At 65.3% G+C, this 25,261-nt stretch carries 22 protein-coding genes; 3 read left to right on the top strand and 19 right to left on the bottom strand.

Annotated elements, in window-relative coordinates:
• Positions 1–618: 618 nt before the first annotated feature.
• From C8K18_RS04725 to corA, 8 genes are all read right to left on the bottom strand, one after another.
• Positions 619–1,380 (bottom strand): 2-keto-4-pentenoate hydratase, encoded by a 762-nt coding sequence (locus C8K18_RS04725; protein ID WP_107706770.1) that lies wholly within the window; start codon positions 1,378–1,380, stop codon positions 619–621.
• Between the two features lie 513 nt (positions 1,381–1,893).
• Positions 1,894–3,717 carry a methyl-accepting chemotaxis protein gene (locus C8K18_RS04715; RefSeq protein ID WP_107706768.1) on the bottom strand — a complete coding sequence of 608 codons (1,824 nt, stop codon included), beginning with the start codon at positions 3,715–3,717 and terminating at the stop codon, positions 1,894–1,896.
• Positions 3,718–4,215: 498 nt separating this feature from the next.
• A complete protein-coding gene (gene rbsK, locus C8K18_RS04710) occupies positions 4,216–5,139 on the bottom strand; it encodes a ribokinase (RefSeq protein ID WP_029968579.1) in 924 nt (307 codons plus the stop codon).
• Between the two features lie 60 nt (positions 5,140–5,199).
• Complete coding sequence (locus C8K18_RS04705) at positions 5,200–6,240, bottom strand: LacI family DNA-binding transcriptional regulator (protein ID WP_006051708.1); 1,041 nt, start codon at positions 6,238–6,240, stop codon at positions 5,200–5,202.
• 147 nt (positions 6,241–6,387) lie between these two features.
• Complete coding sequence (locus tag C8K18_RS04700) at positions 6,388–7,461, bottom strand: ABC transporter permease (RefSeq protein WP_029968580.1); 1,074 nt, start codon at positions 7,459–7,461, stop codon at positions 6,388–6,390.
• Entirely contained in the window at positions 7,458–9,053 is a 1,596-nt protein-coding gene (locus tag C8K18_RS04695; protein ID WP_006051710.1) for a sugar ABC transporter ATP-binding protein, read from the bottom strand. Before C8K18_RS04695 ends, C8K18_RS04700 begins: the two co-directional genes overlap by 4 nt.
• Positions 9,054–9,340: 287 nt before the next feature.
• Positions 9,341–10,303, bottom strand: coding sequence for a sugar ABC transporter substrate-binding protein (locus C8K18_RS04690; protein ID WP_006051711.1), 963 nt, complete (start codon positions 10,301–10,303; stop codon positions 9,341–9,343).
• A gap of 355 nt (positions 10,304–10,658) precedes the next feature.
• Positions 10,659–11,636 (bottom strand): magnesium/cobalt transporter CorA, encoded by a 978-nt coding sequence (gene corA / locus C8K18_RS04685; protein ID WP_053858160.1) that lies wholly within the window; start codon positions 11,634–11,636, stop codon positions 10,659–10,661.
• 263 nt (positions 11,637–11,899) lie between these two features.
• Between corA and C8K18_RS04680 the strand changes: the two genes are divergently transcribed.
• The gene (locus tag C8K18_RS04680; protein WP_029968582.1) at positions 11,900–12,487 is read left to right on the top strand and encodes an ATP-binding protein; all 588 of its coding nucleotides are present in this window, start codon (positions 11,900–11,902) and stop codon (positions 12,485–12,487) included.
• Positions 12,488–12,557: 70 nt separating this feature from the next.
• Here the strand turns inward: C8K18_RS04680 and C8K18_RS04675 are convergent, their stop codons facing one another.
• The 3 genes from C8K18_RS04675 to C8K18_RS04665 all read right to left on the bottom strand — a co-directional run bounded on the left by C8K18_RS04675 (position 12,558) and on the right by C8K18_RS04665 (position 15,354).
• Positions 12,558–13,664, bottom strand: coding sequence for a saccharopine dehydrogenase family protein (locus C8K18_RS04675; protein WP_029968583.1), 1,107 nt, complete (start codon positions 13,662–13,664; stop codon positions 12,558–12,560).
• Positions 13,665–13,940: 276 nt separating this feature from the next.
• Positions 13,941–14,399, bottom strand: a complete 459-nt coding sequence (locus tag C8K18_RS04670; protein WP_006051715.1) for an Lrp/AsnC family transcriptional regulator — start codon at positions 14,397–14,399, stop codon at positions 13,941–13,943.
• A 70-nt stretch (positions 14,400–14,469) separates the two neighbouring features.
• Complete coding sequence (locus tag C8K18_RS04665) at positions 14,470–15,354, bottom strand: LysR family transcriptional regulator (RefSeq protein ID WP_006051716.1); 885 nt, start codon at positions 15,352–15,354, stop codon at positions 14,470–14,472.
• A gap of 224 nt (positions 15,355–15,578) precedes the next feature.
• Between C8K18_RS04665 and C8K18_RS04660 the strand changes: the two genes are divergently transcribed.
• Both C8K18_RS04660 and C8K18_RS04655 read left to right on the top strand, forming a co-directional pair.
• The gene (locus tag C8K18_RS04660) at positions 15,579–16,103 is read left to right on the top strand and encodes a Spy/CpxP family protein refolding chaperone (protein WP_006051717.1); all 525 of its coding nucleotides are present in this window, start codon (positions 15,579–15,581) and stop codon (positions 16,101–16,103) included.
• 243 nt (positions 16,104–16,346) lie between these two features.
• A complete protein-coding gene (locus tag C8K18_RS04655) occupies positions 16,347–16,784 on the top strand; it encodes a PGDYG domain-containing protein (RefSeq protein WP_029968587.1) in 438 nt (145 codons plus the stop codon).
• Positions 16,785–16,801: 17 nt separating this feature from the next.
• On the opposite strand, the gene C8K18_RS04650 is transcribed toward C8K18_RS04655, so the two are convergent.
• The 8 genes from C8K18_RS04650 to C8K18_RS04615 form a co-directional block, all read right to left on the bottom strand.
• Positions 16,802–17,167: a DUF3022 domain-containing protein gene (locus C8K18_RS04650; RefSeq protein ID WP_107706831.1), complete on the bottom strand. Its 366-nt coding sequence runs from the start codon at positions 17,165–17,167 to the stop codon at positions 16,802–16,804.
• A 101-nt stretch (positions 17,168–17,268) separates the two neighbouring features.
• Positions 17,269–18,117, bottom strand: coding sequence for a YhfC family intramembrane metalloprotease (locus tag C8K18_RS04645; protein ID WP_107706767.1), 849 nt, complete (start codon positions 18,115–18,117; stop codon positions 17,269–17,271).
• Between the two features lie 177 nt (positions 18,118–18,294).
• Positions 18,295–19,395 carry a LacI family DNA-binding transcriptional regulator gene (locus tag C8K18_RS04640; protein ID WP_107706766.1) on the bottom strand — a complete coding sequence of 367 codons (1,101 nt, stop codon included), beginning with the start codon at positions 19,393–19,395 and terminating at the stop codon, positions 18,295–18,297.
• A 109-nt stretch (positions 19,396–19,504) separates the two neighbouring features.
• Positions 19,505–20,470: a D-glycerate dehydrogenase gene (locus tag C8K18_RS04635; RefSeq protein ID WP_107706765.1), complete on the bottom strand. Its 966-nt coding sequence runs from the start codon at positions 20,468–20,470 to the stop codon at positions 19,505–19,507.
• Positions 20,471–20,474: 4 nt separating this feature from the next.
• Positions 20,475–21,764, bottom strand: coding sequence for an MFS transporter (locus C8K18_RS04630; protein ID WP_053858166.1), 1,290 nt, complete (start codon positions 21,762–21,764; stop codon positions 20,475–20,477).
• 259 nt (positions 21,765–22,023) lie between these two features.
• Complete coding sequence (locus tag C8K18_RS04625; RefSeq protein ID WP_107706764.1) at positions 22,024–23,007, bottom strand: sugar kinase; 984 nt, start codon at positions 23,005–23,007, stop codon at positions 22,024–22,026.
• A gap of 281 nt (positions 23,008–23,288) precedes the next feature.
• A complete protein-coding gene (locus C8K18_RS04620) occupies positions 23,289–24,062 on the bottom strand; it encodes a sugar phosphate isomerase/epimerase (protein WP_107706763.1) in 774 nt (257 codons plus the stop codon).
• Between the two features lie 187 nt (positions 24,063–24,249).
• Positions 24,250–25,161: a LysR family transcriptional regulator gene (locus C8K18_RS04615; protein WP_006051726.1), complete on the bottom strand. Its 912-nt coding sequence runs from the start codon at positions 25,159–25,161 to the stop codon at positions 24,250–24,252.
• Positions 25,162–25,261: the final 100 nt, after the last annotated feature.

Genomic DNA, 25,261 nt, shown 5'->3' with positions numbered 1-25,261 from the left:
TTGACGACCTCGCTTCACAGTGTCGCTTCACTACTTCTTTGACGGCACTCATCAGCAGTTACATTCACGCGTTGCCTGCACACGCACGTCGCGTACCTTGAAGCCTCGCATCAGCCGCACATCGCGCATTTTCGCGCTACGTCCCCACTCTTTTCTGCTTTCGCCTCTTGCTTCCTTAACGCTTTGACACGCATTTGGTCTACCTGTGTGCGCATCTGTTACACGTCGATCGACCAAAGTTGCAAGCGGCGTTCGGCGTCGCACGTTCATGCAGTTCGTCCATGCACGCGAGCTTTTGTTCCATCACATCGCTGCGCATGCTTTGCTATCAATGCGATGCTTCACATGCTTTGCATAACCGCGTCGACGGCATGGTCGGCTTTGCTCCGCTTTACGTTGTCGATGCCTCGTTGAACTGTCGTTCAACTTTGTTAACTGGATAACGGCGCGGCGCGCAACCGCTTCAATAGGGTATACGGCTAAGGAGTCCTCGGCGACGCGTCAAATGTAAAACGGCCGCCCGTGGGCAGCCGCTTGATGATGAGTTTGTAATGCGCCGTTACAAGGACGGCGTCGAAAGAAATGCAGCGCTGTGTCACATGACACAGTGTCGCGCAATCAGGTCAGTTCGATCTCGACCTCTCCGAGTCCGTCGATGTGGCCGCGCACGATGCCCGGCTTTCCCACTTTATGCGCACCGACGTAAGAGCCGGTGGTCAGCGTCCATTCCGGTTCGATCGTGATGCCCATGGCGGCGCAATGGTTGACGAACCACACCAGCAATTCGCGTGGATCGCCGGCCGGATTGCCGGTGGCGTCGGGCACGAGCGACTCGCCGTCGAAGCTCAGTTCCAGTTCCGGCGACACGAAGTCGAAGCCGCGCGCGAGCCCCGCATACGGGACCGGATGACCGGTGACGAGCGCCCCGTTGTTTTGCGCGTCGGCGAGTTGAGCGAGCGGCGCGATGTTCGGCCATTCGGCGAAGCGGCTATCGACGATTTCAATGGCCGGCAGCACCACGCCGACGAGCGCGAGCACCTCGTCGCGCGTATAGGCGCGGCTGCGCGGCTCGATGACCTCGGTGAAACGGAACGCGATCTCCAGCTCGACGAGTACGCGAAAGAAGCCCGCATGCTCGACGCGCGCCGGCGAAGCCCGCACCAGCGAAGCCGGGATCGGCGCGCCCGAGGTCGATCCGCCGGGCGCCTTCGCGCCGATCTTCCACGCGCCGGTGGAGTCGCCGAGGCCTGCTATGACCGCCTGCTGGATCGCATACGCGGTCGCGGCGTCGGGCGGGAACTGTTCGGAGGGCAGCCCGTCGATCGGGCGATGCTGCCGGCGTGCTTCGACGAGGCGATGCGCGAGGTCGTGTGGCGTCATGTCGGTCCTTTGTGGCTGGCGCATTGAACGTGCGTTTGAAGCATGAGAAGCGTGAGAAGCGTGAGGGCGAGCGGCTGGCCGGCTGACCGGCTGACCGGCTGACCGGCTGACCGGCTGACCGGCTGACCGGCTGACCGGCTGACCGGCTGACCGGCAAGCGTGACGTGACGTGGAGCGCGATGCACTGGTCGGGCGCGGCGCCGACTTGCACACTGCCGCTTTGCCAACCCGTGCTTCGCCGGCGATCCGGTTACGAATTACCGTCACCCGCCCGTCAATGTACCGGATCGCGAGGCTCGCCAGGGCGCCCGCCGCTTCGCAAATGCGACTTAATGCGCACGCCATAAAAAAAGACCGCGGCTGCGTCAGCAGGCGCGGTCTTTTCGTTGCTGTCTTCAATATAGGCGGCTCGGGCGTCGTGACGTCGATTCAGACGCCGTCGCGCCGGGAACGCCGGTTGCACGGCGCCTGTCCGGCGCTCGCGCAGCCGTGCGGCAAACGCCGCGGATGCCGTCAGAACGTTTCCCAGTCCTGATCGCTGCCGGCGCTGACGACGGCGGCGGACTTCGCCGGCGCGCGCGGAGCCGGCGCGGCTTTCGGTGCCGCAGGCGCCGAGGCGGCGGCCGGAGCGTGCGCAGCCGTCACGGGCTGCGCAGGGGCTGCTGCGGCCGCACGCGGCGCGGCGGCTGAGCGTGCGTGGGCGACGGTCCGGGAAACTGCCCGCGGCGCAGCAGAGACGGCACGCGCAGGCGTCGGCGTGTGCTTCGCCAACGAACCGCCCGACGCCTTGCCTTCGTCGCTGAGCTGGAACACGGCGACCGCGCCGCGCAGCTTGTCCGCCTGATCTTCGAGCGACGACGCTGCCGCCGCCGCTTCCTCGACGAGTGCGGCGTTTTGCTGCGTGACTTCGTCCATCTGCGTGACGGCGCGCGCAACCTGGTCGATGCCGCTGCTCTGCTCTTCCGACGCCGCGGCGATTTCCCCCATGATGTCGGTCACGCGCTGCACCGCGCCGATGATTTCGTTCATCGTGCGGCCGGCCTGATCGACGAGCGCCGAGCCCGATTGCACGCGGTCGACCGAGGTGTCGATCAATTCCTTGATTTCCTTCGCCGCCGCCGACGATCGCTGCGCGAGGCTGCGCACTTCGCCCGCCACGACCGCGAAGCCGCGCCCTTCCTCGCCGGCCCGCGCCGCTTCCACGGCCGCGTTGAGCGCGAGGATGTTGGTCTGGAACGCGATGCCTTCAATGATCGAAATGATGTCGGCGATCTTCGCCGAGCTCTGGTTGATCTCGCCCATCGTACCGACGACCTGGCCGACCACCGCGCTGCCCTTGTTGGCGATTTCCGACGCATTGGCCGCGAGCGCGCTCGCCTGACGCGCGTTGTCCGCGTTCTGCTTCACGGTGCCGGTCAGTTCTTCCATGCTCGACGCGGTTTCCTGCAACGCCGACGCCTGCTCTTCGGTGCGCGAGGACAGGTCGATGTTGCCGGCGGCGATCTCGCGCGTGGCAGTCGCAATCGATTCGCTGCCGCCGCGCACCGCGCGTACCGTTTCGATGAGACTGCGCTGCATCTTCGAGATGCCTTCCAGTATCTGGCCCATCTCGTCGCGTGAGCTGACGACGACCTGGCGGCGCAGATCCCCTGCGGCGATCGCGTCGAAATGGTCGAGCGCCTCGGCGAGAGGCCGTGCGATCGCGCGGCTGAGCGCCACGTACGAGAGCAACGCGGCGAGGATACCGGCAATCAGCGCGCCGATGCTGACCATGCGGAACATATGGAAGTTCGATTGCGCGTCATCGTAGCCGGCTTGCGCCAGCTCGAACTGATATTTGCGCAGTGCGTCGTCGGAGGTCGCCAGTTCGTTGTAGGCGCTTTGCAGAAGCTTGGCACCGTCGATCAGCTTGCTCTGGTCGCTCGCCGCGACCACCGCGGCGAACGCGTCGGCCCGCTGGTGCAGCGCGTCGCGCTTGCTGACCACGTCGCGCGCGAGACGGTCCTCGTCGGCGTCGCGCGGCAGATCCATATACTTTTTCCACCACATGTCGGAGGTCGTGCGCATCGAGCGCGCGCGTTCCAGCGTCGGCGCGCTTTCCGGCGTGCCGATCATGAAGGCCGCGCGATCGAGCGCGAGACGCTCGCGCGCCGCATAGAGTTCGGCGTTGCCGATGTTCACGGCGCTCGGCATCGAATTCGTGAAGGTTTCCTGGTAGGCGTCGTTGGAACGGCTCATGCCGAACAGCCCGAACGCGCCGATGCCCAGCAGCAAGGCGGCGAGAAAAGCCATCGTGAGGCCAATGCGGGCCTTGATCGAAATGCCCTTGTTCAACATAAAGTGTCCTGTGCTTGAGAGGCTGCTTTGCAGCAATAAAAGTCCGATGACGGCCTGCGCGCGGTTGGTTGTTATTGGTTTCGTCGGCGCTCTGATAGCCGCATTAACGGCAGTTGCGATGCGGACTTGAAGTTTTTATACGTCTGAGGAAAGGCGGGAGATGAGGCGGAAAGAGTTACAAGGTGGGTGGGAGGATGGCTGAGCGGGGGGGGCGGTAGTTGCAAGGCTGCGCAGGGACAAGCTGGGAGCGACGGACGAATGCAGCTTGCCGCGAGGCGTCTGCGGCTCGAGCGGCAATGTGAGGGCTTTGAGTTGCGGGAAAGGAGACCTGCGGCTTGGGCCGCGCGTCTACGGCTCGGGCGGCAATGGCGAGTTTAAGCGGGCAAGCTGGCCCGCGCGCGCTTGGGCGCACCGCGTCTGCGCTGCGCAGCCGAACACAAGCCTTTGAACTACGACGAAGAAACCAGGCGAGCGCAGTTCAGCGTCGCCCCCAACAACCTACCCGCCCAACTCCGCCCGCGTCGGAATCGAAGGCTGAGCGCCGGCGCGCGTCACCGACAGCGCCGCGGCGCGCTGCGCGAAGCGGATCGCCGCATCCACGTCCGCGCCTTCCGCAAGCTGCGCGGCGAACCCGCCGATGAACGTATCGCCCGCCGCCGTCGTATCGACGGCTTCGACTTTCGGCGCGTCGTACAGCACAGGCGCCGCGCCTTCGAGCGCCGCCTGCACGCCGCGCGGGCCGAGCGTCACCAGGACATTGCGCGCGCCCGCCGCGCGCAGCACGGCAGCGGCCGTCGCCGCCTCTTCGGGCGAGCCGACCGGCAAACCAGTGAGCGTCGCGGCTTCCAGCTCGTTCGGAATCAGATAGTCGATCAGCGGCAGCCACTCGGCGGGCAGCGGCCCGGTGGCCGGCGCCGGGTTCAGAATGACCGTCTTGCCGAGGCGCCGCGCCGCGGCAAGCGCCGCGTGCACCGTGGCGAGCGGCGTTTCGAGCTGGCAGATCACCACGTCGGCGGCAGCCAGCACCGCTTCGTGGCGCGCGATCGTCTCAGGCGTCACCTCGCCGTTGCTGCCGGCGACGATCACAATCGCGTTCTGACTCGCGTCATCGACGACGATCAGCGCCACGCCCGTCGCCTCGCGCCCGGTTTCGAGCGCCGCGCAGTCGATGCCTTCCGCCTCCAGCCCCGCGCGCAATTGCGCGCCGTTCGCATCGGCGCCGACGCAGCCGAGCATCGACACCTGCGCGCCGAGCCTCGCCGCGGCCACCGCCTGGTTGCCGCCCTTGCCGCCCGCGACCTGCGCGAAGGTGCGGCCGGCCAGCGTTTCGCCGGGATGCGGCAGACGCGGCGCGCGCGCCACCAGATCCATGTTCAGACTGCCGACCACTGCCACGCGTGAGCGCGTTTCCTTACTGGCCACTCATTTCTCCCGTTGTCCTGCTTCTAAGCTGCCGATACGCCGCGCTGCACTGCAGCCCGATCACGCGGCCAGATGACGCTTTCCCGCGCCCGCCCACGTCGCCGTCGATTCGCGCACGATCAGCCGCGGCGACACGACGCGCCTGCGCCCGCCCGGCCGCGCGTTCGCCGACGACTTGCCGGCAATCCGTTCGATCAGCGTCTGCGCGGCCATGTCGCCGAGCGCGCGCACCGACTGCCCGACCGTCGACAGCGCCGGATAGGTGAAGCGCCCGAGCTCGATGTCGTCGAAACCGATGATCGAGCAGTCGCGCGGCACGCTGATATTGCGCTCCGCCGCCGCGCGCAGCGCGCCGATGCCCATCATGTCGTTGCAGGCGAAGATCGCCGACGGCTTCACGGTGTCGAACAGTTGCGCCGCCGCGCGATGGCCGCCGGTACCCGAAAAATCGCTTTCGACGATCGCGTCCGGCGGAATCTCGATGCCGCGCTCGCTCATCGCGCGAATGAAGCCGTGCACGCGCATCGCGCTCACCGCCGTGTCGACCGGCCCGCTAATGCAGCCGATCCGCACGTGCCCCAGTTCCAGCAGATGACGCGTGGCGAGATACGCGCCCTTCTCGTGATCGATCTGCACGAGGTCCGCGTTCACGCCTTCAATATTGCGGTCGACGATCACAAGCGGCTCGCGAGCGTCGGCAAGCGTCTGCGCGAGCACCGCGTCGTCGCCGGCGGACGCGACGATCAGCCCGTCGATACGCTTTTCCTGCAGCACACGCAGATAGTTGCGCTGCTTCGCGGGGTCGTCGTCGGAATTGCAGAAAAACACGCAGTAGCCGTTGCGGGAGCAACCGTCCTCGATGCCGCGCGCCAGTTCCGCGAAATACGGGTTGGTGCTGTTCGGCACCACGAGTCCGATGGTCGCGGTGGCGCGCGCCTTCAGCGAACGGGCCACCGCCGAGGGCACATAGTGAAGCTGGCGGATGGCGAGCTCGACCTTCGCGCGCACGTCGGCCGACACCGGCCGCGAGTTGTTCACGACGTGCGATACCGTCGTGAAGGACACGCCCGCCACGGCTGCTACATCCTTGATCGTCGCCATAACCTGTTGCTCTCCCGCCTGTTTTTCCCGCCAGTCAGACTTTGCGCCGACCCCGGGACGTCCTCATCGAACACGCCGTACTCATGAATTCTTACGCTTTACCGCAAATCGCCCTTCTGGCACCCGCCACACGTTACGCTGAACATGTCAGGCGCGTTTGCGGCGGCTGCGATACGTATCCAGCACCACCGCGACCACGATCACCGCGCCGGTAATCATCCGCTTGGTCGGCTCGTTCGCGCCGATCTGCGCGAGGCCGGCCGCCAGCACCGAAATGATCAACACGCCAAAAAACGTACTGATGACCGAACCGCGCCCGCCCATCAGACTCGTGCCGCCGATCACCACGGCCGCGATCACCTGCAGTTCCATGCCGACGCCCGCGTTCGGGTCAGCCGCTTCCAGCCGCGAAATCTGGAACAGCGACGCAAGGCCCGCGAGCGCGCCCATCAACGCGAACACGATCACCTTGTACGGCCGCGGATTGACGCCCGCGAGCCGCACGGCTTCCTCGTTCGTGCCGATGCCGACCAGGTAGCGGCCGAACACCGTGCGCGTGAGCACGAGCTGCGCGATGATCATCACCGCCACCGCGATCAGGAAGGCCGGCGAGATGCCGACCGCGATCGGGTTCGACAGAAAATCGAACGCATCGCCGATATAGGCGGTGCGCGAATTCGTCATCTGATACGCGAGGCCGCGCGCCGCTTCGAGCACGCCGAGCGACACGATGAACGACGGGATCCGCCAGCCGACCGTGACCGCGCCGGTGACCGTGCCGGTCAGCGCGGCGGCTGCGACGCCGAGCAGTGCGGACGGCAGCGGGCCCCAGCCCCACTTCAACGCGGCCACGCTCACCACCGACGCGCCAAGCGCAAGCACCGACCCGACCGACAGATCGATGCCGGCGATGATCAGCACGAACGTCATGCCGACCGACATCACCACCAGATCCGGAATCTGGTTGGCGATCGTGCTGAACGTGTCGTACGTCAGAAAGTGCGAACTCAGCAGCGAGAACAGCACGATCATGGCGAGCAGCGCACCGGCGAGGCCGAGGTAGTTCGAAAAGCCGAGCCGGGTGCCCGCGGGTTTGCCGCTCGCGAGCGGCGCCGACGGATCGGCCGGCGGCGCGGCGTTTGCATTCGCATTCGCGGCGGCCTTGCTCCCATCCGCGCCATGTTTCGCGCCCGGCGCGTCGCGCAACGATTGATCGGTCATGACAAACTCCCTGCTTCATTGGCGTCGAGGTCGTGCAGCAGCGCTTCGCGGCCGCGATAGCCGGCGAAAGCGGCGGCGAGCAACGCGTCTTGCGACCACGTGCCGCGCTCGAACACACCGGTCAGGCTTCCCGCCGACATCACGCCGATCCGGTCGCAGATCAGCATCAGTTCGCGCAGATCGCTCGACACCACGACGAGCGCGCGCCCTTCACGAGCCAGCGCGCCCATCAAGCCATAAATATCGAACTTCGCGCCGACGTCGATGCCGCGCGTGGGTTCGTCGAATAACAGCACGCGGCAATCGCGCGCGAGCCAGCGGCCGATCACGACCTTCTGCTGATTGCCGCCCGACAGCTCGCCGACAATCTGCGCCGGGCCGGAGCTGCGAATCCGCATCGCGTCCATCTGCTTTTTCGCCAGCGCGTTCTCGCGCTTCGCATCGACGATGCCGTGCCGCGCCACGCTGCCGATGTTGCCGAGCGACACGTTCGCCGCGATCGGCTGCGGCAGCAGCAGACCCTCGCCTTTGCGGTCTTCGGTGATGAGCGCGATGCCCGCGCGCACCGCGTCCGACGGCGAATCGATCCTGACCGGCGCAGGCGGTGCGCCGGGCGTCGGAGCCAGCGCCACCGTGCCGCCGTCTTTCGGGTCGGCGCCGTAAATCAGCCGCATCAACTCCGTGCGGCCCGCGCCGATCAGCCCGCTGATGCCGAAGATTTCGCCCGCGCGGACTTCGAACGACACGTCGCGGACCACCTTGCCGCGCGAAAGCCGCTCGACCCGCAAGAGCGGCGCGCCGATCTTGCGCACGCCGAGATCGATCTGCTCGCCAAGCTCGCGGCCGACCATCCACGTGACGATTTCGTCGCTGGTCAGATTGGCCATTGCGTCGACGTGCACGAGGCGGCCGTCGCGCAGCACCGCGATCTGCCCGGCGACTCGCGCCAGTTCTTCGAGCCGGTGCGAGATATAGACGAGCGCGACGCCGCGCGCCTTCAGGCGCTCGATCTGCTCAAACAGCAGATCGACTTCGCGCGCGGTCAGCATCGCGGTCGGCTCGTCGAGAATCAGCACGCGGCAGTCGTCGATCAGATTGCGCGCGATCTCCACCATCTGCTGATGACCGATGCCAAGCTCGCCGACGAGCGTATCGGGGTCGATCGCGTCGAGCCCGACTTGCGCCATCGCGTGACGCGCGTCCTCGCGCAGCTTGCGGCGATCGATCCAGCCGAAGCTGAACGCGCCCGCGCGCGGCAAGCGGTTCAGGAACAGATTCTCGGCCACCGACAACGTCGGCAGCAGATTCAGCTCCTGCATCACCATGCGCACGCCGAGCGCCTCGGCTTCGGTGCGGCTCGCCGGCGCATACGGTTTGCCGGCAAGCTGCATGGTGCCGGCGGTCGGCTCGACGAGTCCGCCGATGATCTTGGACAGCGTGCTCTTGCCGGCGCCGTTCTCGCCGGTGAGCGCCAATACCTCGCCGGCGCGCAGCGACAAAGACACGTCGGCGAGCACCGGTTCGGCGTAGGTCTTGCCGATGCCGCTGACGGACAGCACGGCAGGCAAGGCGTCGTGGTCGGTTGAATCCATCGCGATCCTGTTTCGCGGCGCGAGGCGCGTCTCACACGATCTGCTCGGGCGAGACGGCGCCGGGCGCCGCGCGGTCAATGCCGGCCCAATGCGCGGAATGCGCAGGCGCTCTGGCCGCGCTCCCTCTCGCCGCACGGCCGCCGTCATGACGCTTACCTCTGAATTAACGGCGGCCCGGCGGGTTTCTTGAGCGGCTATTGAGCGTTCATTGAATAGTAGGCGCGGATTCGCGTGCTGATGCGGCGCGAATCCGCGCGCCCTGCTAGTCGGTCATGCGCTGGCGGCGCTTATTTCGTCACCAGGTCGCACGGCGTTTCCACCACGCCCGACAACTGCGACTGCTTCTTGTGCTCGCTCAACGCTTTCAGCGCGGTGTCGATGCCGAACACGGCCTGCTTGGCGGCGTACTGGTCGGCGGTGGCGAGCACGCGGCCGTCCTTCAGCATCGGCTTGATCGCATTGATGTTGTCGTAGCCGACCACCATCACCTTGCCTTGCTTGCCTGCCGCGCGGATCGCGGAAACCGCGCCGATCGCCATGTTGTCGTTGCCCGCGAGCAGCGCCTTCAGGTTCGGGTACTCGTTGAGCATCGCGGAAGCGACCGCGTTGCCCTTGTCGATTTCCCATTCGCCCGACTGCACGGACACCACCTTGGCGCCGACCGCCTGCATCGCGTCCTTGAAGCCGGCCGTGCGCTGCTGCGCATTGGTCGTGGTCGACACGCCTTCGAGGATGCCGACCTCGTCGCCCGCCTTCAGCTTCTTCGCGAGATAGTCGCCGACCTTCTGCGCGCCCTTGCGGTTATCCGGTCCGACGAACGGCACGTTCAGGTCTTTCGACTTGAGCACGTCCGGGTCGAGCCGGTTGTCGATATTCACAACGATGATGCCCGCGTCCACCGCTTTCTTCACGACCGGCACGAGCGCCTTCGAGTCGGCCGGCGCCAGCACGATCGCGTCGACCTTGGAGACGATCATCTGTTCGACGATGCGGATCTGGTTCGCCGTATCGGTCTCGTCCTTGATGCCGTTCGTGATCAGGTCGAACTGCGACGGGTTGTGCTTCTGATAGTCCTTCGCGCCGTTTTCCATCGTGAGGAAGAACTCGTTGGCGAGCGACTTCATGACGAGCGCGACTTTCGGCTTATGAGCGGGCGCCGTCTGGGCATAGGCGGCGGAAAACGGCAAGGCGGTGCTGGCGGTGGCGAGGATTGCGGCCGCCACGATGCGGCGGCGAATGCGATTGCTCATGCATATCTCCTGGGTTTGTCAGGCTCTGTCGAGCCGTATTTTTAGTTACGCGCAAACGTTTGCGGGACTCATTCTCAGCGCATCGCGGCCAAACTGTCAACGATCCAAAGTGTTGCAGTGCATCGGCGCGCAAAAAGTGCGGCGCGTCGGGGCGGCTCGCACGAGCGCCCGACGGCCGGGCTCCGAAACGCCTCGCAGACGGTCCGGCAGACGATGGTTGGCAATGGGTCCTCGCTTGTGTCCGCGTGTGACGGTGTTGCCGTCGGCTGCAATCTCCGCCGCCGACGGGCCGCCTATGCTGGACTTTTATTGCGCCGCGTGCAAGCAGGACCGGCGCGCAAGCGCGGCTTTGCGCTCAGAGCCAGCCGGCCTTGCGAAAACGCCAGTAGAGGATGAGGTCGACGGTGAGCATGATCCCTAGGCAAAGCGGATAGCCGTAGCGGAAATGCAGCTCGGGGATGTTCTGAAAATTCATGCCGTAGATGCCGGCGATCATCGTCGGCACCGCGAACAGCGCGGCGAACGAACCGAGCCGCTTGGTCACTTCGTTCTCCGCAAGCGAAATCATGCCGAGATTCACCTGCACGGCGGTTACGACCATTTCGCGCCGTCCGTCGATGATCCGCACGATCCGCTCAAGGTGGTCGTACACGTCGCGAAAGTAAGCCTGCATGCCTTCGCAGACGCTCGGAATGCGCCCGCCCGTGAGCTTGCTGATCGCTTCCTGCAGCGGCGCGATGTGATGCTGAAGAATCACGAGGCGCCGCTTCAGCGAATACAGATCCTGAATGATCGCGCGCGATGCCGCCGAATTGTTGCGCTCGAAAATGCGGTCTTCGATGGCTTCGATCTCGGTGTTCACCGCGTCGATGATCGGGAAATAACGGTCGACGATGTCATCCGCAAGCGCATACAGCACGAACGCGGAGCCCGCCTTCAGCAACTGCGGCTCGCGCTCGCAGCGCGCCCGCACGTTCTGAAAACCCGCGCGCGTGCCGCGCCGCACCGACAGCACATAGTTCGCTCCGACGAATACGTCGACCTCGCCGAGCAGCAGTTCGCCGTCCTCGTCCATCTCGACAGTGTGCATGACCGCGAACAGCGACTCGCCGTACTCCTCGATCTTCGGCCGTTGATGACCGTTTTGCGCGTCTTCGATTGCGAGGTCGTGCAGACCGAACTCGTGCTTCATCACCGCGAGCTCGCCCGGGCCCGGATCTTTCAACGCGACCCACACGAAACACTCGGGCCGCGCGACGTAGTCGCTGATGCTATCGATGTCGATGTCTGCCAGCTTCCGGCCGTCCTGATAGGCGGCGCAATTGATCAGCATGTTGGTTACCCTGAAAGCGGAACAGAGCGGGCTGCATCGCGGCACACGCGTGCAAGCCCCTCTGCATGAATGGAACAAGTAACCGTCATGTTAAGGGCTGCGGGCTGCGCTCATGTATCGATTTGTTAAAGGCCCCGGCGCTTGCGCGCCTCTGCGTTCTTCTTCATGATCGATGCAAAGGAAGACAGTAAGGAGACTGCAATGTGGTATTTGAATTCGATGCCCGCTATTGCCGCGGCGGTTCGGATGGAGGACAGCTTGTCGTGAGCCGCCTCGTTTTTATTTGCGGTCACGCGGGCACCGGCAAGACGACGCTCGCAAAAATGCTGATCGGCAGGTTGATGAAAGCAACCGGGTCGCCGTTCTGTCTGCTCGACAAGGACACGCTGTACGGCGGCTATAGCGCGGCCGCGATGGGCATGCTGACAGGCGACCCGAACGATCGCGACAGCCCGCTTTTCCTCGAGCATTTGCGCGAGCCGGAGTATCGCGGGCTGATCGACACCGCGCGCGATAATCTCGAACTCGGCGTGAGCGCACTGGTGGTCGGGCCGCTGTCACGCGAAGTCCGCGAGCGGCGGCTTTTCGATCGCGCGTGGCTCGGCGTCGGCGACGATGTCAGCGTGCGCGTGGCGTGGGTGCATGTGTCGGAAGAGACGGCGCAGCAGCGAATCGTGGCGCGCGCCAATCCGAACGACGCGTACAAACTCGCTCACTGGGACGAATACCGTCAGCGGCGCTTCGTGCCGGCCGGCGACATGTGCAACGATCTGCTGATGTTCGATAACACGGCGCCGAGCGCGGCCGATTACGACGCGCTGCTCGCGCGTATTCTCGGCGAGCCGCAGTAAACGAAAAAACGCGCAAAAACGCCCCACGTATGGGGCGTTTGCGCTTTCAGCTTCTATCGAAGATGGTTCGTCAAACCGTCGCGAGTGTTTGCAGCGAGTCCAGAGTTTGCCCTTCATAAAGCTGGCCGAAGCGGTTGCCGAGGAAGTCGCGCAGCGACACCTGCTCCTGACGCACGAAGCCGCGTTGCGGCAGCTTCTTTTCGCGGAACAGATCGAGCACCGCGCACATCGCGCCGGCCGTCGTGATCTGGATCGCGCTCATCGGCACGCCGCAAACTGTCTTCGCGAAGATCTTGCGGGTAAACACTTCCTGCACGAGTTGCCCGTCGCGCATGCCGCTCACGGTGATGAACACGAGCACCACGTCTTGCGCGGTCGACGGCACCGAGCGGCGCATGATGCTCTTGAGCGTATCGCGGTCGCTGGAAAGACGCAGGTCTTCGAGCAGGAACTGCATCAGATTGCGGTGGCCCGGATAGCGCACCGACTTGTAATCGAGCGATTCGACGCGGCCCGACAGCGTTTCGCAGAGCGTACCCAAACCGCCCGATGTATTGAACGCTTCGTACTCGGTGCCGTCGAGCGAAAAATGTTCGAGGCCTTCGAGCGGCTGCACCCACTGCGTGCGGCTATCGCGAATCGCTTCGCACGGCTGGCAATATTCGTTGATGAGGCCGTCCACGCTCCACGTCAGGTTGTACTTCAGCGCATTGGTCGGGAATTGCGGCAGCGCGCCGACCCGCATCTTCACGTCGCGAATCTCCGTGAAGCGGTTCGCGAGTTCGTGCGCGGCAATGCCGATGAAGCCCGGCGCGAGACCGCATTGCGGCATGAATGCGTGTTCGGCGTCGTCGGCGATCGCGCGGATTGCGTGGGTCGCGCGCACGTCTTCGGTTAAGTCGAAATAATGCACGCCCGCGCCCTTGGCGGCAGCCGCCACGTTCACCGCGAGATAATACGGCAGGGCATTGACGAGCGCATCGAAGCCATGAATCGCGGCGCGCAGTGCGGCGGCATCGGCGGAATCCACGCGGCGGGTCGCAATGCCTTGCGCGGCGAGTTTGTCGAGCGCGGGCTGATCGCGGTCGAATGCGACGACGTCATAGTCGCCGGTTTCGCGCAGCATATGCGCAATGGTGTGACCGATCAGACCTGCACCAACGATGGCAACTTTCATGTTCTTCTCCTTTGTCGATCGGAGCGGCGCGTGAGCACCTCGTCCGGTTCATTTCGTGCGCTGTCTCCAGCTTCAGGTGCGCCGCGATCGAGCGCGGCGCGCGGCGGGCTGAACCCTCGAACGACAGTGTAGGGAGAAGCAAAACCAGTTCATACGCGCAAAATGCTGCGTAATGACCATCAACTTCGACGTTTTGACGAGCCACGCCGACGAAACGTCAGGAACGCGTCAAAAGCGCCATAAAAGATCATCTAAAAAACGTCGGCAACGTGCGCTTCACACCATGCCGCGATCGATCTTGCGCGCGAGAATGATCGAGGTCGTGGTCCGCTCCACGCCCTCGAGTCCGCCGATCTGATCGAGCAGATCGTTCAGACGATCGGGCGAATCCGCACGCAGCCAGGCGACGTAGTCGAATTCGCCGCTCACCGCGCATAGCAGTTGCACCTCGGGCATCTTGCCGAGGCGCTTTTGCACAGCGGGCCCATGCTTCGGCGCGATGATGATCCCCACATACGCATAGATGCTCGAATCGAGCACGTCCTGGCCGAGCCGCACGCTGTAGCCCGCGATCACGTTGCTGCGCTCGAGCCGCGCGATTCTGGCGATCACGGTGGTACGCGCAACGCCGAGCTGGCGCGCGAGATTGGCGACGCTTTCTCGCGCGTTTGCCTGAAGCAGCGCCACGAGGTTGCGGTCGAGATCGTCGAGTTGGTCGAGGCGCGGAGGTCTCATCGGAGAAGGAAGAAGAAGTGGTCGGAGTGGTGCGGATTATCGCGCGTCTTCAGTGCCATGCGGCGCGTCTTCAAACGCCGAAGCGCTCGATCACGAAGTCGATGAAGCTGGTCAGCTTGGGCGTGGCGCGCCGATCGCGCGGATAGACGAGATGCACGGGCGCGCCTTGCGGCAGATGCTCTTCCAGCACCGACACCAGTTCTCCGCTCTCGATCTCGCGTGCGAGCAGCGCCTCCGGTTGCAGCACGAGGCCGAAGCCGCGCAATGCGGCGACCTTGAGCGCCTGACCGTTATTCGCGCGAAAACGTCCTGCGCGGAGCGGGTTTTCCGTTGCGCTTTCGCCGCCGAGCCTCCATGTCCCCTCGCGGCCCCAATGCAGGAAACCGAGACATTCGTGATGCGCGAGATCGGCCGGCGTGCGCGGAATGCCCGCGCGCGCAAGGTACGCCGGCGACGCGCACGCGCGCATGCGATACGGCTTCAATGGCCGCGCGACAAAACTCGAATCCGGCAGATGGCCGATGCGCACCGCTGCGTCGAAACCTTCTTCGACGAGGTCCCTCATGCGGTTCGACAGGTCGAGTTCGAGCGTGACGTCGGGCCATGCGCTCAGATAATCGGTCATCGCCGAAGAGAAGACTTCGACGCCGTAGGTGAGCGGCACCGTCACCTTCAGCACGCCGCGCGGCGCGGCGGCCATCGCTTCGGCGAGCGACTCGGCGTCCTTCACGTCCGCGAGAATGCGCCGGCACTGCTCGTAGTATTGCCGGCCGATCTCGGTCAGGCTTTGACGGCGCGTGGTGCGCGTGAGCAGCCGCGTGCCGAGCCGCGTCTCGAGCGAACGGATGTGTTTGCCGACCATCGCCGACGAAATGTCGAAGCGCTCCGCTGCCGCCGTGAGGCTGCCCGCCTCCACCACGGCCACGAAAATCTCCATGCTGACGAATTTATCCACCCGCTATTTCCTGTTCGTTTCGGTTGTAAGCGTTTGTCGCACAAGAGCCGCATTGTAGGGATATCGTGATACTAATAGCGGCGACCGTAAGGATCGAGCGATCCGCATCATGACGCCTGGCGAGTTATCCGGCGTTATGTCACGTTATGCCGCGTCATGACGCGGAACGCTCGCCGCACGCACTGGTCCAATCGTCCCAATTCGAATAGACATCAGGAGTTTCGATGAAAAAAGCACTGGTCTTGCTGGCCTCCGCAGTCGCGATGAGCGGCGCATTCGCACAACAAGCCTCGGCGCCGGCAGCGGCGCCCTCGGGCACGGCCGCGTCCGCGCCCGCCGCGAAAGCTGGGCATGAGCGCAATGTCGAAGACCGCATCGCCTATCTGCATTCGCAACTGAAGATCACGCCCGAGCAGGAGCCGCAATGGAAAGCATTCGCCGACGTAATGCGCGGCAACGGCCAGACGATGGGCGAACTGTTCAAGGAACGCCGCGCCGCGACAAACCTGTCCGCGCTCGACGACATGAAGCAGTATGCGACCATCGCGCAGGCCCATGCGGACGGCGTGAAGAAACTGGTGGACGCATTCGATCCGCTCTACAACAGCTTCTCGCCGGAACAGAAGAAGCTCGCCGATACGACGTTCCATCGCGAAGGCGGTGCTGAGGGCGGGCGTCGTCATCACGGCAAGGGCAAGAGCGGCAAAGCGGCGCCGGCTCCGGCGAGCGATGCGACGGTGAAGCCTTAACGGATTGCAGGCGCGGTGCGTGATGCAAGCGGCGCGGTTCGAAGCTAGACGCCGTTTGTTCTGAGTGCCGCGCCCGCTTCGCGATGTGCGCCGGATTGCATCACGTCGAATCGGATCGCATCGCGTCCCGCACGTCGCACCGCAAAAGAAGCGCTCCGTAAGATGCGTCTGGCATGATGCGAGTCCGCGCTCGATCACATCGAGATCGCGGCGCCGCCGTCAACACACCTTCTGCCCCGCTTCATGAACCACCTGAAAAATCTCGACCTGAGCCAGGACCCCGCCGCCCGGCGTGTCGTCAAGGACGAAACGGTCAACGTCGAATTCGCCGCCACGCAAGGCGAACTGATGAGCCTCGAAGGCCCGAACCGCTATCTGCCAGGCGACGCGCTGATCACCGGCTCGACCGGCGACCGCTGGGTCGTGTCGCGTGAACGCTTCGACGCGAAGTATGTTCCCGCCGATGCCGCGCTCACGCACGGCGAGCCCGGCGCCTATCGCAACCGCCCGGCCGTCGTGCTCGCGAAAGAGATGCACGAAGCGTTTTCGCTGGCCCGCTCGGCGAACGGCGGCGACGTGCTGCGCGGCGTGGCCGGCGACTGGATCATGCAGTACGCGCCCGGCGATTACGGCGTCGTGCAGGCCGCGCGCTTCGCAAAGGTCTACCGTCTCGCGGACTAAAGCACGTCACGCGCGCGTTACGCAAATTCGTCGCCGAGATCCACGGTGACGTCGCGCGGCACCGCTTCGCCATTCGCATACTGTTCCTCGAGCGAGCCGATGCTCGCCTCGACATACGCGCGCAACACCGCGAAGCTGCGGCCGCGCAAGCGTGCAGGCAGCGCGCGGTAACGCGCGAGCGCCGCCGGCGCGATCTGCACCGTCATCACGATGCGTCGCGCGGTCGCGCCGAAGCGCATCGCGACCCAGTGAATCGCCAGCGTGGGCGTGCCGTCTTCGGCGGCACGCTGGATGAACTGCGTCTGCTCGGGAAAGAGATCGCTGATGACGCGCGCCAATTCCTCGAACTCGGGATTCGCGCAGTCGTATTGGTAAGCTTCCATGGATGTGCCGAAGGTCATAGGCATGCGGTGGATGGCCGTCGATTGTAAAGCAGCGGCTATCGAGGCCGCTGCGGCGCAGCGGCCGCAGCGACGCCATCATCCTAGCGAGGCAGTTCCGTCACAGCGTCCGCGACGGGACGCCGCAACGTCTTGAACAGCAATCCCACGACGACGACCGCTGCGAGCGCATAGACCGCATCGACCGCGGCAAGCGGCACGAGCTGCGCCTGGAACAGCGCGGCGGGCACGTCGACGAGCGCATGCAGCGCGATTGCGAGCGGCAGGATGCCGCGCCAGCCGGCGCGCAGCCCGCGCCACATCAGCACCGACAAACCGATCTGGAAGACGAGCGCCGCGATCCGTTCGAGCGCGAAAATGCCGGCTGTTTGCGGCGTCAGACTCGCGAGTATCAGGTGGATGCGCATCAATGATTCGGTCGGCAGATTGCTCAGATAGCTGTCGAGCTGGCCGCGGTTTTCGAACACGGCGAACAGAATCCATTGAACCTGCACCATTACGCCGACGAGCCACGCTTCCGCGCCGCCATGACCGAGTCCGTACGCGAGCGCGGTGCCGTCGTCGGTGCGCGGGGTTTGTTGCGCGGACGCGGGCGTTGCAGCCGCCCTTGCAGACGCACGCTTAATCAGCAGGCGCATGCCGATGAACCGCCCCACTTCCTCGCAGATTCCCGCGGCCAGCGCGCCATACACGACGAAGGCCAGCGGATGCGACAGGAACGTCGCGGTCGCCTCGTTCCGATGCAGCACATAATCGTTCAGCGCGCGCTCGATGACCATCGCGAACAGCGCGAATACGGCGATGCCGGCGATCGCCGGGCGCGGCTTCAGCGCAAGCGGCCGGCGCAGGCGGCGGTAAATGACAAACGGCAAAGCGGCGACGACGAGCGTCGCGAGCGCGAGGCTCGACAGAGTGAGCGGTGCAACGACCATGAGTTTCCTTGCGATGACTGGCGCGCACCCGCTGCGCGCCGCAGCCCGAATGATCGCAGATCGGCGGGAAACGGGCGGCGAAGTTCGCGAGGATGGGGGTGCGGCGAGTGGCGGGGGCGAATGACGTCGCGCGGTGTCGCGCAGTGCCGCGCAGTGCGCTCGCAGCGCGTGAGCCTGTCAGCTCGCCGTCGATGCCCGCACGATCAACTCCCCCGGCAGCAGACAATCGCGCGCCGTGGTCTGCACGCCCTCGATCCGCTCATGCAGAAACTCGACCGCGCGATAGCCGATGTCATAGGTCGGCTGGCGAATCGTCGTGATGCCGGTCAGTTCGGCCCACTCGGGGTCGTCGATGGAAAGCAGTGCGACGCGTGTCTGCCAGGCGTCGCCGTAACGCGCCTTCAGATGCAGCGCGAGCCGCAGCGCGACCGGCGCATTCGCCGCGAACACGGCGATGCGGGCATCAACGCCGATTCTGCCTGCGCGTTGATGCGCGGTGTCGATGGCGCGGTCCAGTTCGGCGAGGCTGTGATCTGTTTGCGCGACGTCGGCGAGATTGAGCACGAGCGTATGACCTTGCGCAGCGCTTGCATCAGCATCGGCATGGGCACCCGCATCCGCATGTGCCCGCATCGCGTCCCGAAACGCCGCCTCGCGCAGCCGCCGCGAGCTGACCTGCTCGAACGGCTGCACGACGAACCATATTTCCCGAAAGCCTCTGTCCAGCAGATGCCGCGTGCCCAGTTCCGCCGCCGCGCGATTGTCGAGTCCGACGATGTCGGCGGCGAGGCCTTCGACGGAACGATCGACGAGCACCGCCGGAATCCCGCCGCCGCCCACCGGCCGCAGCGTTTCCTCGCGCACGCCGAGCGCATTGACGATCACGCCTTCGACGCGATACGTGGTGAGCAGTTGCAGATAGCGCCGCTCCATCTCCACTTCGTTCGCCGCGTGGCAGATGAGCGGCATCAGGCCGAGCGCGTGGCATGCGGCCTCGACGCCTTGCAGCACTTCGACGGTATAAGGATTCGTGAGGTCGGCGAGCAGCATGCCGATCAGCCGGTTGCGGCCGCGCTTCAGGCCGCGCGCCATCTGATTCGGCTGATAGTCGAGCCGCTCGATCGCCGCCTCGATGCGCGCGCGCAGTTCCGGCGACAACACGCTCATCTCGCCGTTCAGGTAGCGCGAAATGCTGGTCTTGCCGGTGCCGGCTTCGCGCGCGACGTCGGTGATCGTCGCGCGGCGCGGCGCGCCTTGAGATGTGGGCGTCGCGCTCATCGCGTGCTCACGCTCGATGCCATACGACGCCCCATGCAACTCAAGGTGCAACGCAAGATGCGTCGCTTAACGAACGACCCGGCCGCCGAACGCTTCATCGCGACTGCCGTCACCGTTGCAATACTTCGCGATTGACGATGTTCGTCGTCAGCGTACCGGCGAGCGCGGCGACGAGGTTTTCGGCGGCATTGCGCGCCATCGCATGACGCGTCTCGTGCGTCGCCGAGCCGATGTGCGGCAGCGCGACCACGTTCGCCATCTGCAATAGCGGCGAGTCGGCGGGCAACGGTTCCTTCTCGAACACGTCGAGACCCGCGCCGTGAATCGTGCCGTTTCGCAGCGCGTCGATCAGCGCGCTTTCGTCGACGATCGCGCCGCGCGACGCGTTGATGAGGATCGCGCTTTTCTTCATCGACGCGAGTTCTTTTGCGCCGATCATGTGCCGCGTTTCTTCCGTGAGCGGCACTTGCAGACAGACGAAATCGGCAGTGGCGAGCAGTTCGGCCAACTCGACGCGGCGCGCGCCGTAAGCCGCTTCGGCCTCGGGGTTCGCGCTGCGGTTCGTATAGAGCACCTGCATGTTGAAACCGAGCGCCGCACGCCGCGCGACCGCGCCGCCAATGCGTCCCAGGCCGACGATGCCAAGCGTCTTGCCCTGCACGTCGACGCCGAATAGCGCGGGCCCGATGCTGTGCTGCCATTGCCCCGCCTTCACCCACGCGGCAAGCTCGACCACCCGGCGCGCGGACGCGAGGATCAGCGAGAACACCGTGTCCGCGGTGGATTCGGTCAGCACGTCCGGCGTGTGCGCGAGCACGATGCCGCGCCGCGTGAGATCGGCGACGTCGAACTGATCGAAGCCGACGGAGATCGTCGAGAGCGCTTTCAATCGCGTCGCGCCCTCGAGCATGGCCGGCGTGATCTTCACGCTCGCGCCGATGCCGCCGTCGGCCTCGCGCAACGCGGCGACGAACGCATCATGGCGGGCCGGGTCGACCTGCACCACTTCGACATGTTGTTGCAGATACGCAAGCACGTCTTCAGGCAACGACTTCCACGCGACGATCTTCTTCATCAGCTTATTTTCCTTGCAACGGTGTAGCGAGCTTGTGCCGCGGCGCTGCCGCCTGCTGTTGCGGCTTCACGATCAGCGTGAGGATAACGGCGGCGATCAGCGCGACGCTCATGAACGCGTACGATGCCGCGGGCGATCCCGTCGCGCCGTTCAGATAGCCGACCACATACGAGCCGACGAACGAACCGAGCGCGCCCATGCTGTTGATCAGCGCCATCGCGCCGCCCGCGACGTTCTTCGGCAGCAGTTCCGGCACGATCGCGAAGAACGGACCGTACGGCGCGTACATCGCGGCGCCGGCAATCACGAGCGCGGCATACGAGAGCCAGAAATGCGTGGAGCCGAGCGCATACGATGCCGCGAACGCGACCGCGCCGATCAGCAGGAACGGCCACACGAACACTTTACGGCGGTTGAGTTTATCCGATGCCCACGACGCCGCCAGCATCGCGATGGTCGCGGCGAGATACGGCAGCGCCGACAGCCAGCCGGTTTCGACCATGCCGAGCGTCGAGCCGTTCTTCAAAATGGACGGCAGCCACAGCACGAAACCATACACGCCGATGCTCCAGCAGAAGTACTGCGCACACAGCTTGATCACCGCCGACGAGCGGAACGCCTCGGCGTAATTGCGCACCGGCTTGATCGCGGCCTGCTCGGCGCGCAGCGTTTCGGCGAGCGTGTCCTTCTCCTGCTGCGTGAGCCACGACACCTGCTGCGGCTTGTCCTGCACGATGAACCACCAGCACACGGCCCACAGAATCGCGGGCACGCCCTCGGCGATGAACATATGGCGCCAGCCGAACGAGTGCACCAGATAACCGGACACGACCGACATCCACAACACCGTCACCGGATTGCCGAGAATCAGGAACGTGTTGGCGCGCGAGCGCTCGTTCTTCGTGAACCAGTTGCTGATGAAGATCAGCATCGCCGGCATCACCGCGGCCTCGACGACGCCGAGCACGAAGCGGATCACCATCAGCGACGGAATATTGCTGACCATGCCGGTCAACGCCGCGCAGCCGCCCCAGAGAACCAGGCTCCAGAACACGAGTTTCTTGACGCTGCGGCGCTCGGCGTAAATCGCGCCGGGAATCTGGAAGAAGAAATAACCGAGGAAGAACAGCGCGCCGATCAGCGACGACAATCCCTTGCTGATGCCCAGGTCCTGGTTGATGCCGGCGGCCGCCGCGAAACCGTAGTTCGCGCGGTCGAGATAAGCGAGGCTGTAGGTGATGAATACGATCGGCATGATCGTCCACCAGCGGCGGATCGCGAGAGATGAAGTCATGGGGTGTCTCCTTTTACGGCTTCCCGAAACAATGATGGACGGAGCTGGTGCGGCGCTTGTCGAGCGCTCTTGCTGTTATCGGTGCGCGGCTCGCGCCGTGCTTTGCTGGATCTGTCTTCGTTGCGCGCGGCGCTTCGATGCGTGTGCTTGCCGTTTCGATGCATGCGTGTGCCGCTGGCTGCCGGTGCGTGCGCGCGCTCGCCAGTGCGCGCCGCCTCTGCCGCCGAGGCGCCTGCGCCACGTTCGCCGCGCCTGCGCGTCATGCCGCATGCGCGACGCTCGCCGCATCATCGCGTTCGAGCGCATCGAGTTCGGCGCGGCTCGGCAAGCCTTCCGAATCGCCGATCACCTGAATCGCCAGCGCGCCGATACGGTTGCCGCGCGCGACCGCCTGGGGCAGCGTCTTGCCTTCCAGCAGCGCACTGATCACGCCGACGGCGAAGCCGTCGCCCGCGCCGACCGTATCCACGACGTTCGCGACCGGCTGGCCGGCGATCATCGCGGCATCGTCGGCGGTGCGGAAGTACGCGCCCTCGGCGCCGAGCTTGACGATCACGCCGCGCGCGCCCCGCTCCAGATAAAAGCTGGCGATGTCCTCGGGCTGCGTGTAGCCGGTCAGAATCTCGCCCTCGCCGATGCCGGGCAGCACCCAGTCAGCGAGCGCGGCCAACGAGTTCAAGCCTTCGACCATCGCGGCGCGCGACGGCCACAGCGTCGGGCGCAGGTTGGGATCGAACGAAATGGTCTTTCCGGCTGCGCGCATCTCACGTGCCAGATGAAACGCGAGTTCGCGCGAGCTCTCCGAGATTGCCGGCGCGACGCCGGTCAGATGCAGATGACGCGCGGGCAACACGTAGTCCGCCACGTAATCCGCGACCGACAGGTGACTCGCCGCCGAGCCGCGGCGGAAATATTCGACGGCGGGATCGCTGCCGTCGTCGTTCTTCGACTTGAGCTGGAAGCCGGTCGGATAGCGCTCGTCCGTGGTGACGCAACGCTGGTCGATGCCTTCTCTCGTCAACGTGTCGCGCACGTACTGGCCGAATGAATCGTTGCCGACGCGGCTCATCCAGCCGACCTTGAAGCCGAGCCGCGCAAGGCCGATCGCCACGTTCAGGTCGGCGCCCGCGATGCGTTTCGTGAACTGGCCGACGCGCGCGAGCGGGCCGGTTTCGGCGGCCACGAACATGGCCATGGCTTCGCCGTAGGTGATGATGTCCAGTGCTGCGGGCGGGTTGGTCATGCGTTGCTCCTGCTTGTGCGTCGGGCTTGTGGTGCGGTGGTGCGGTTGCTGCGGTTGGTGCCTTGGTGCCTTGGTGCCTTGGTGCCTTGGTGCCTTGGTGCCTTGGTGCCTTGGTGCTGTTGCTGCTGTTGCTTCTGTTGTTATGTCTTGTTTGCTGCTCGTTCTCTCAGGTTCTGGCTCTCGGCTTTCGGCTGTCGGCTTTTCGCTTTCGGCTCTTGGCTGCTCGCTCTCGGCCGCTGACTCTAGGCTGCTGACTCTCGGGCCTCAGTCCTCGCCACCGCCTACGCTGCGGCCAACCAGGCGACGCGCCGCGTGGCGTCGTCGTCGATGCAGGCGGGATCGAGCGGAAACTCGATCCCGCGCGGCACGCGGCGCGGCAGCCGGTCCAGCACGGCGGCGAAGCGCGCATCGTCGGCAGCCGGCGCGGCCGCAAAACGCCGCGCGCCCTCGCCCGCCGCGATCTTGCAATGCACGTACTCGACGTAAGGCGCGAGCGCCACAGCGGCGTCGAGCGCGGGCACGCCGCACCACGCCCAGTTGCCGACGTCGAACGTCATGCCGAGCAGATCCGCGTGACCTTCGCGCTGCAGTCCGTCGAACAGGCCGACGAACTGATGCAGCGAACCACCCTGCGTCAGTTGCCCGTTTTCGACGACGAGCCGAACGTTCGCGCCGTGCAATTGCGCGGCGATCGCGTCGCCGTGCGCGCGGTCCGCGAAGCCGCCGAGTTGCAGTTTGACGAAGCGCGCGCCGAGGGCCGTCGCTTCATCCACTGCGCGCCGCAGCGCGGCCGCGTCGAGCTGACCGTCTCCGGCGTACAGCGACGCCGGTGTCGAGTACACCGACCACAGGCCCAGCTCCGCAATCTGCTTGCCCAGTACCGCGAGGCACGCCGGCTCCGCGTCGGCTTCGTCGCCGAACAGCTCGCGACGCACTTCGAAACCGGTCGCCCGGGCGCGCCGGCTCGCCTCCGCCCACTTGCGATGACCCGCCGTGCGCACCGCGTCGGCGCCGAAAGCGCTGGCAACAATCGCTACTTCCACTGCATCCGTCATGTCGTCACTACCGTGTGTTTCGTCCCGCTTCCATCTATGGAACCGGTTCCAAAGGCGGATTTCAAAAAAGCGCCGAAGCGCTTGCGATAGGCGAATAGTGCGCTTGGGTTCGTGTCGGAGACCATAGTGGAAATCCCCAGGCGGGGCTGTGGGCTGTGTTGGCACGGCGCGCCGCAGCGCTCGGTGTCTACGCCCCATCCTCCAGACACAACGCCAAAAACCGCTTGACCGCACGCGACGGCGCGCTCGCGTGCGGCACGACAATCGACAGCCGCCGCGTCAGCGGCTCGGGGCTCAGCGAGAACACGCGCAGCGCGCCGTTTTCGTGCCGCATCGACATTGCCGAGACGAAGCCGATGCCCATGCCCGCCCGCACCGCTTCCTTGACGCCTTCGACGCCGGCAATTTCCAGCGCCACGCGCATCGGCACGCCCGCGCGGGCAAACGCACGCTCGACGACTTGCCGCACGCCCGAGCCCGCCTCGCGCACGATCAGCGGCTCCGCGCCGAGCGCGGCAAGGTCAAGCCCGGCATTTGCCGCATTTGCCGCGTCTGCTCCCATCCCCTCCGCGAGCCGATGCGTGCGCGGCATGATCGCCACGATCTCGTCCTCGCGCCACGCGTGCACGGCCGTATCCGGCGGCAGGTCGGTGCCGACCGGCCCCTCGATCAGTGCGATGTCGACCGAGCCGAGCGCGCCGACGATGTCGGTCGTATTGCCGTCGGCGGTATGCAGCGTCACGTCCGGATACTGCCGATGAAAATCCGCGATCAGGTAAGGCAGCAGATAACTGGCGGGCGTGGTGGTCGCGCCGATCCGCAGCGTGCCGTGTTCGAGGCCGCGCAGCGCGTCGCGGTACGCATGCGCCTGGCGCCAGGTGTCGCGCAGCCGCGCGGCGTACTGCGCGAGTTGCTCGCCCGCGGGCGTCAGACGCACGCCGCGCCCGTCGCGCTGATAAAGCGGCTCGCCGAATTCATCCTGAAGCTGGCGCAGTTGCCCCGACACCGCCGGCTGCGACAAATGCAGAGCCAGCGCGGCGCGGCTGATGTTCAGATGCTCGGCGACGGCGGCAAACGTTATAAGCTGATCAGGGGTCATCGCAACGAACTATCGGCAGCGCGGATAGTTTCCATTCTAAATCACGATTTTTCATATTCATATATCTAACTTAGGATTAGACCCATCGACTCAGTCAGTC

This window comes from Paraburkholderia sp. GV068 (assembly GCF_003058125.1).
Lineage (GTDB): Bacteria > Pseudomonadota > Gammaproteobacteria > Burkholderiales > Burkholderiaceae > Paraburkholderia > Paraburkholderia graminis.
The sequence above is the reverse complement of the archived record's forward strand: the minus strand, read 5'-3'. Positions and strand labels throughout refer to the sequence as shown.

Coding starts and splice junctions, on each gene's coding strand:
- C8K18_RS04695 (WP_006051710.1), bottom strand. CDS start 9,053: ATGGATTCAACCGACCACGACGCCTTGCCTGCCGTGCTGTCCGTCAGC.
- C8K18_RS04690 (WP_006051711.1), bottom strand. CDS start 10,303: ATGAGCAATCGCATTCGCCGCCGCATCGTGGCGGCCGCAATCCTCGCC.
- corA (WP_053858160.1), bottom strand. CDS start 11,636: ATGCTGATCAATTGCGCCGCCTATCAGGACGGCCGGAAGCTGGCAGAC.
- C8K18_RS04700 (WP_029968580.1), bottom strand. CDS start 7,461: ATGACCGATCAATCGTTGCGCGACGCGCCGGGCGCGAAACATGGCGCG.
- C8K18_RS04670 (WP_006051715.1), bottom strand. CDS start 14,399: ATGAGACCTCCGCGCCTCGACCAACTCGACGATCTCGACCGCAACCTC.
- C8K18_RS04615 (WP_006051726.1), bottom strand. CDS start 25,161: ATGACCCCTGATCAGCTTATAACGTTTGCCGCCGTCGCCGAGCATCTG.
- C8K18_RS04645 (WP_107706767.1), bottom strand. CDS start 18,117: ATGGTCGTTGCACCGCTCACTCTGTCGAGCCTCGCGCTCGCGACGCTC.
- C8K18_RS04620 (WP_107706763.1), bottom strand. CDS start 24,062: ATGACGGATGCAGTGGAAGTAGCGATTGTTGCCAGCGCTTTCGGCGCC.
- C8K18_RS04640 (WP_107706766.1), bottom strand. CDS start 19,395: ATGAGCGCGACGCCCACATCTCAAGGCGCGCCGCGCCGCGCGACGATC.
- C8K18_RS04660 (WP_006051717.1), top strand. CDS start 15,579: ATGAAAAAAGCACTGGTCTTGCTGGCCTCCGCAGTCGCGATGAGCGGC.
- C8K18_RS04675 (WP_029968583.1), bottom strand. CDS start 13,664: ATGAAAGTTGCCATCGTTGGTGCAGGTCTGATCGGTCACACCATTGCG.
- C8K18_RS04635 (WP_107706765.1), bottom strand. CDS start 20,470: ATGAAGAAGATCGTCGCGTGGAAGTCGTTGCCTGAAGACGTGCTTGCG.
- C8K18_RS04705 (WP_006051708.1), bottom strand. CDS start 6,240: ATGGCGACGATCAAGGATGTAGCAGCCGTGGCGGGCGTGTCCTTCACG.
- C8K18_RS04650 (WP_107706831.1), bottom strand. CDS start 17,167: ATGGAAGCTTACCAATACGACTGCGCGAATCCCGAGTTCGAGGAATTG.
- C8K18_RS04630 (WP_053858166.1), bottom strand. CDS start 21,764: ATGACTTCATCTCTCGCGATCCGCCGCTGGTGGACGATCATGCCGATC.
- C8K18_RS04625 (WP_107706764.1), bottom strand. CDS start 23,007: ATGACCAACCCGCCCGCAGCACTGGACATCATCACCTACGGCGAAGCC.
- C8K18_RS04725 (WP_107706770.1), bottom strand. CDS start 1,380: ATGACGCCACACGACCTCGCGCATCGCCTCGTCGAAGCACGCCGGCAG.
- C8K18_RS04715 (WP_107706768.1), bottom strand. CDS start 3,717: ATGTTGAACAAGGGCATTTCGATCAAGGCCCGCATTGGCCTCACGATG.
- C8K18_RS04655 (WP_029968587.1), top strand. CDS start 16,347: ATGAACCACCTGAAAAATCTCGACCTGAGCCAGGACCCCGCCGCCCGG.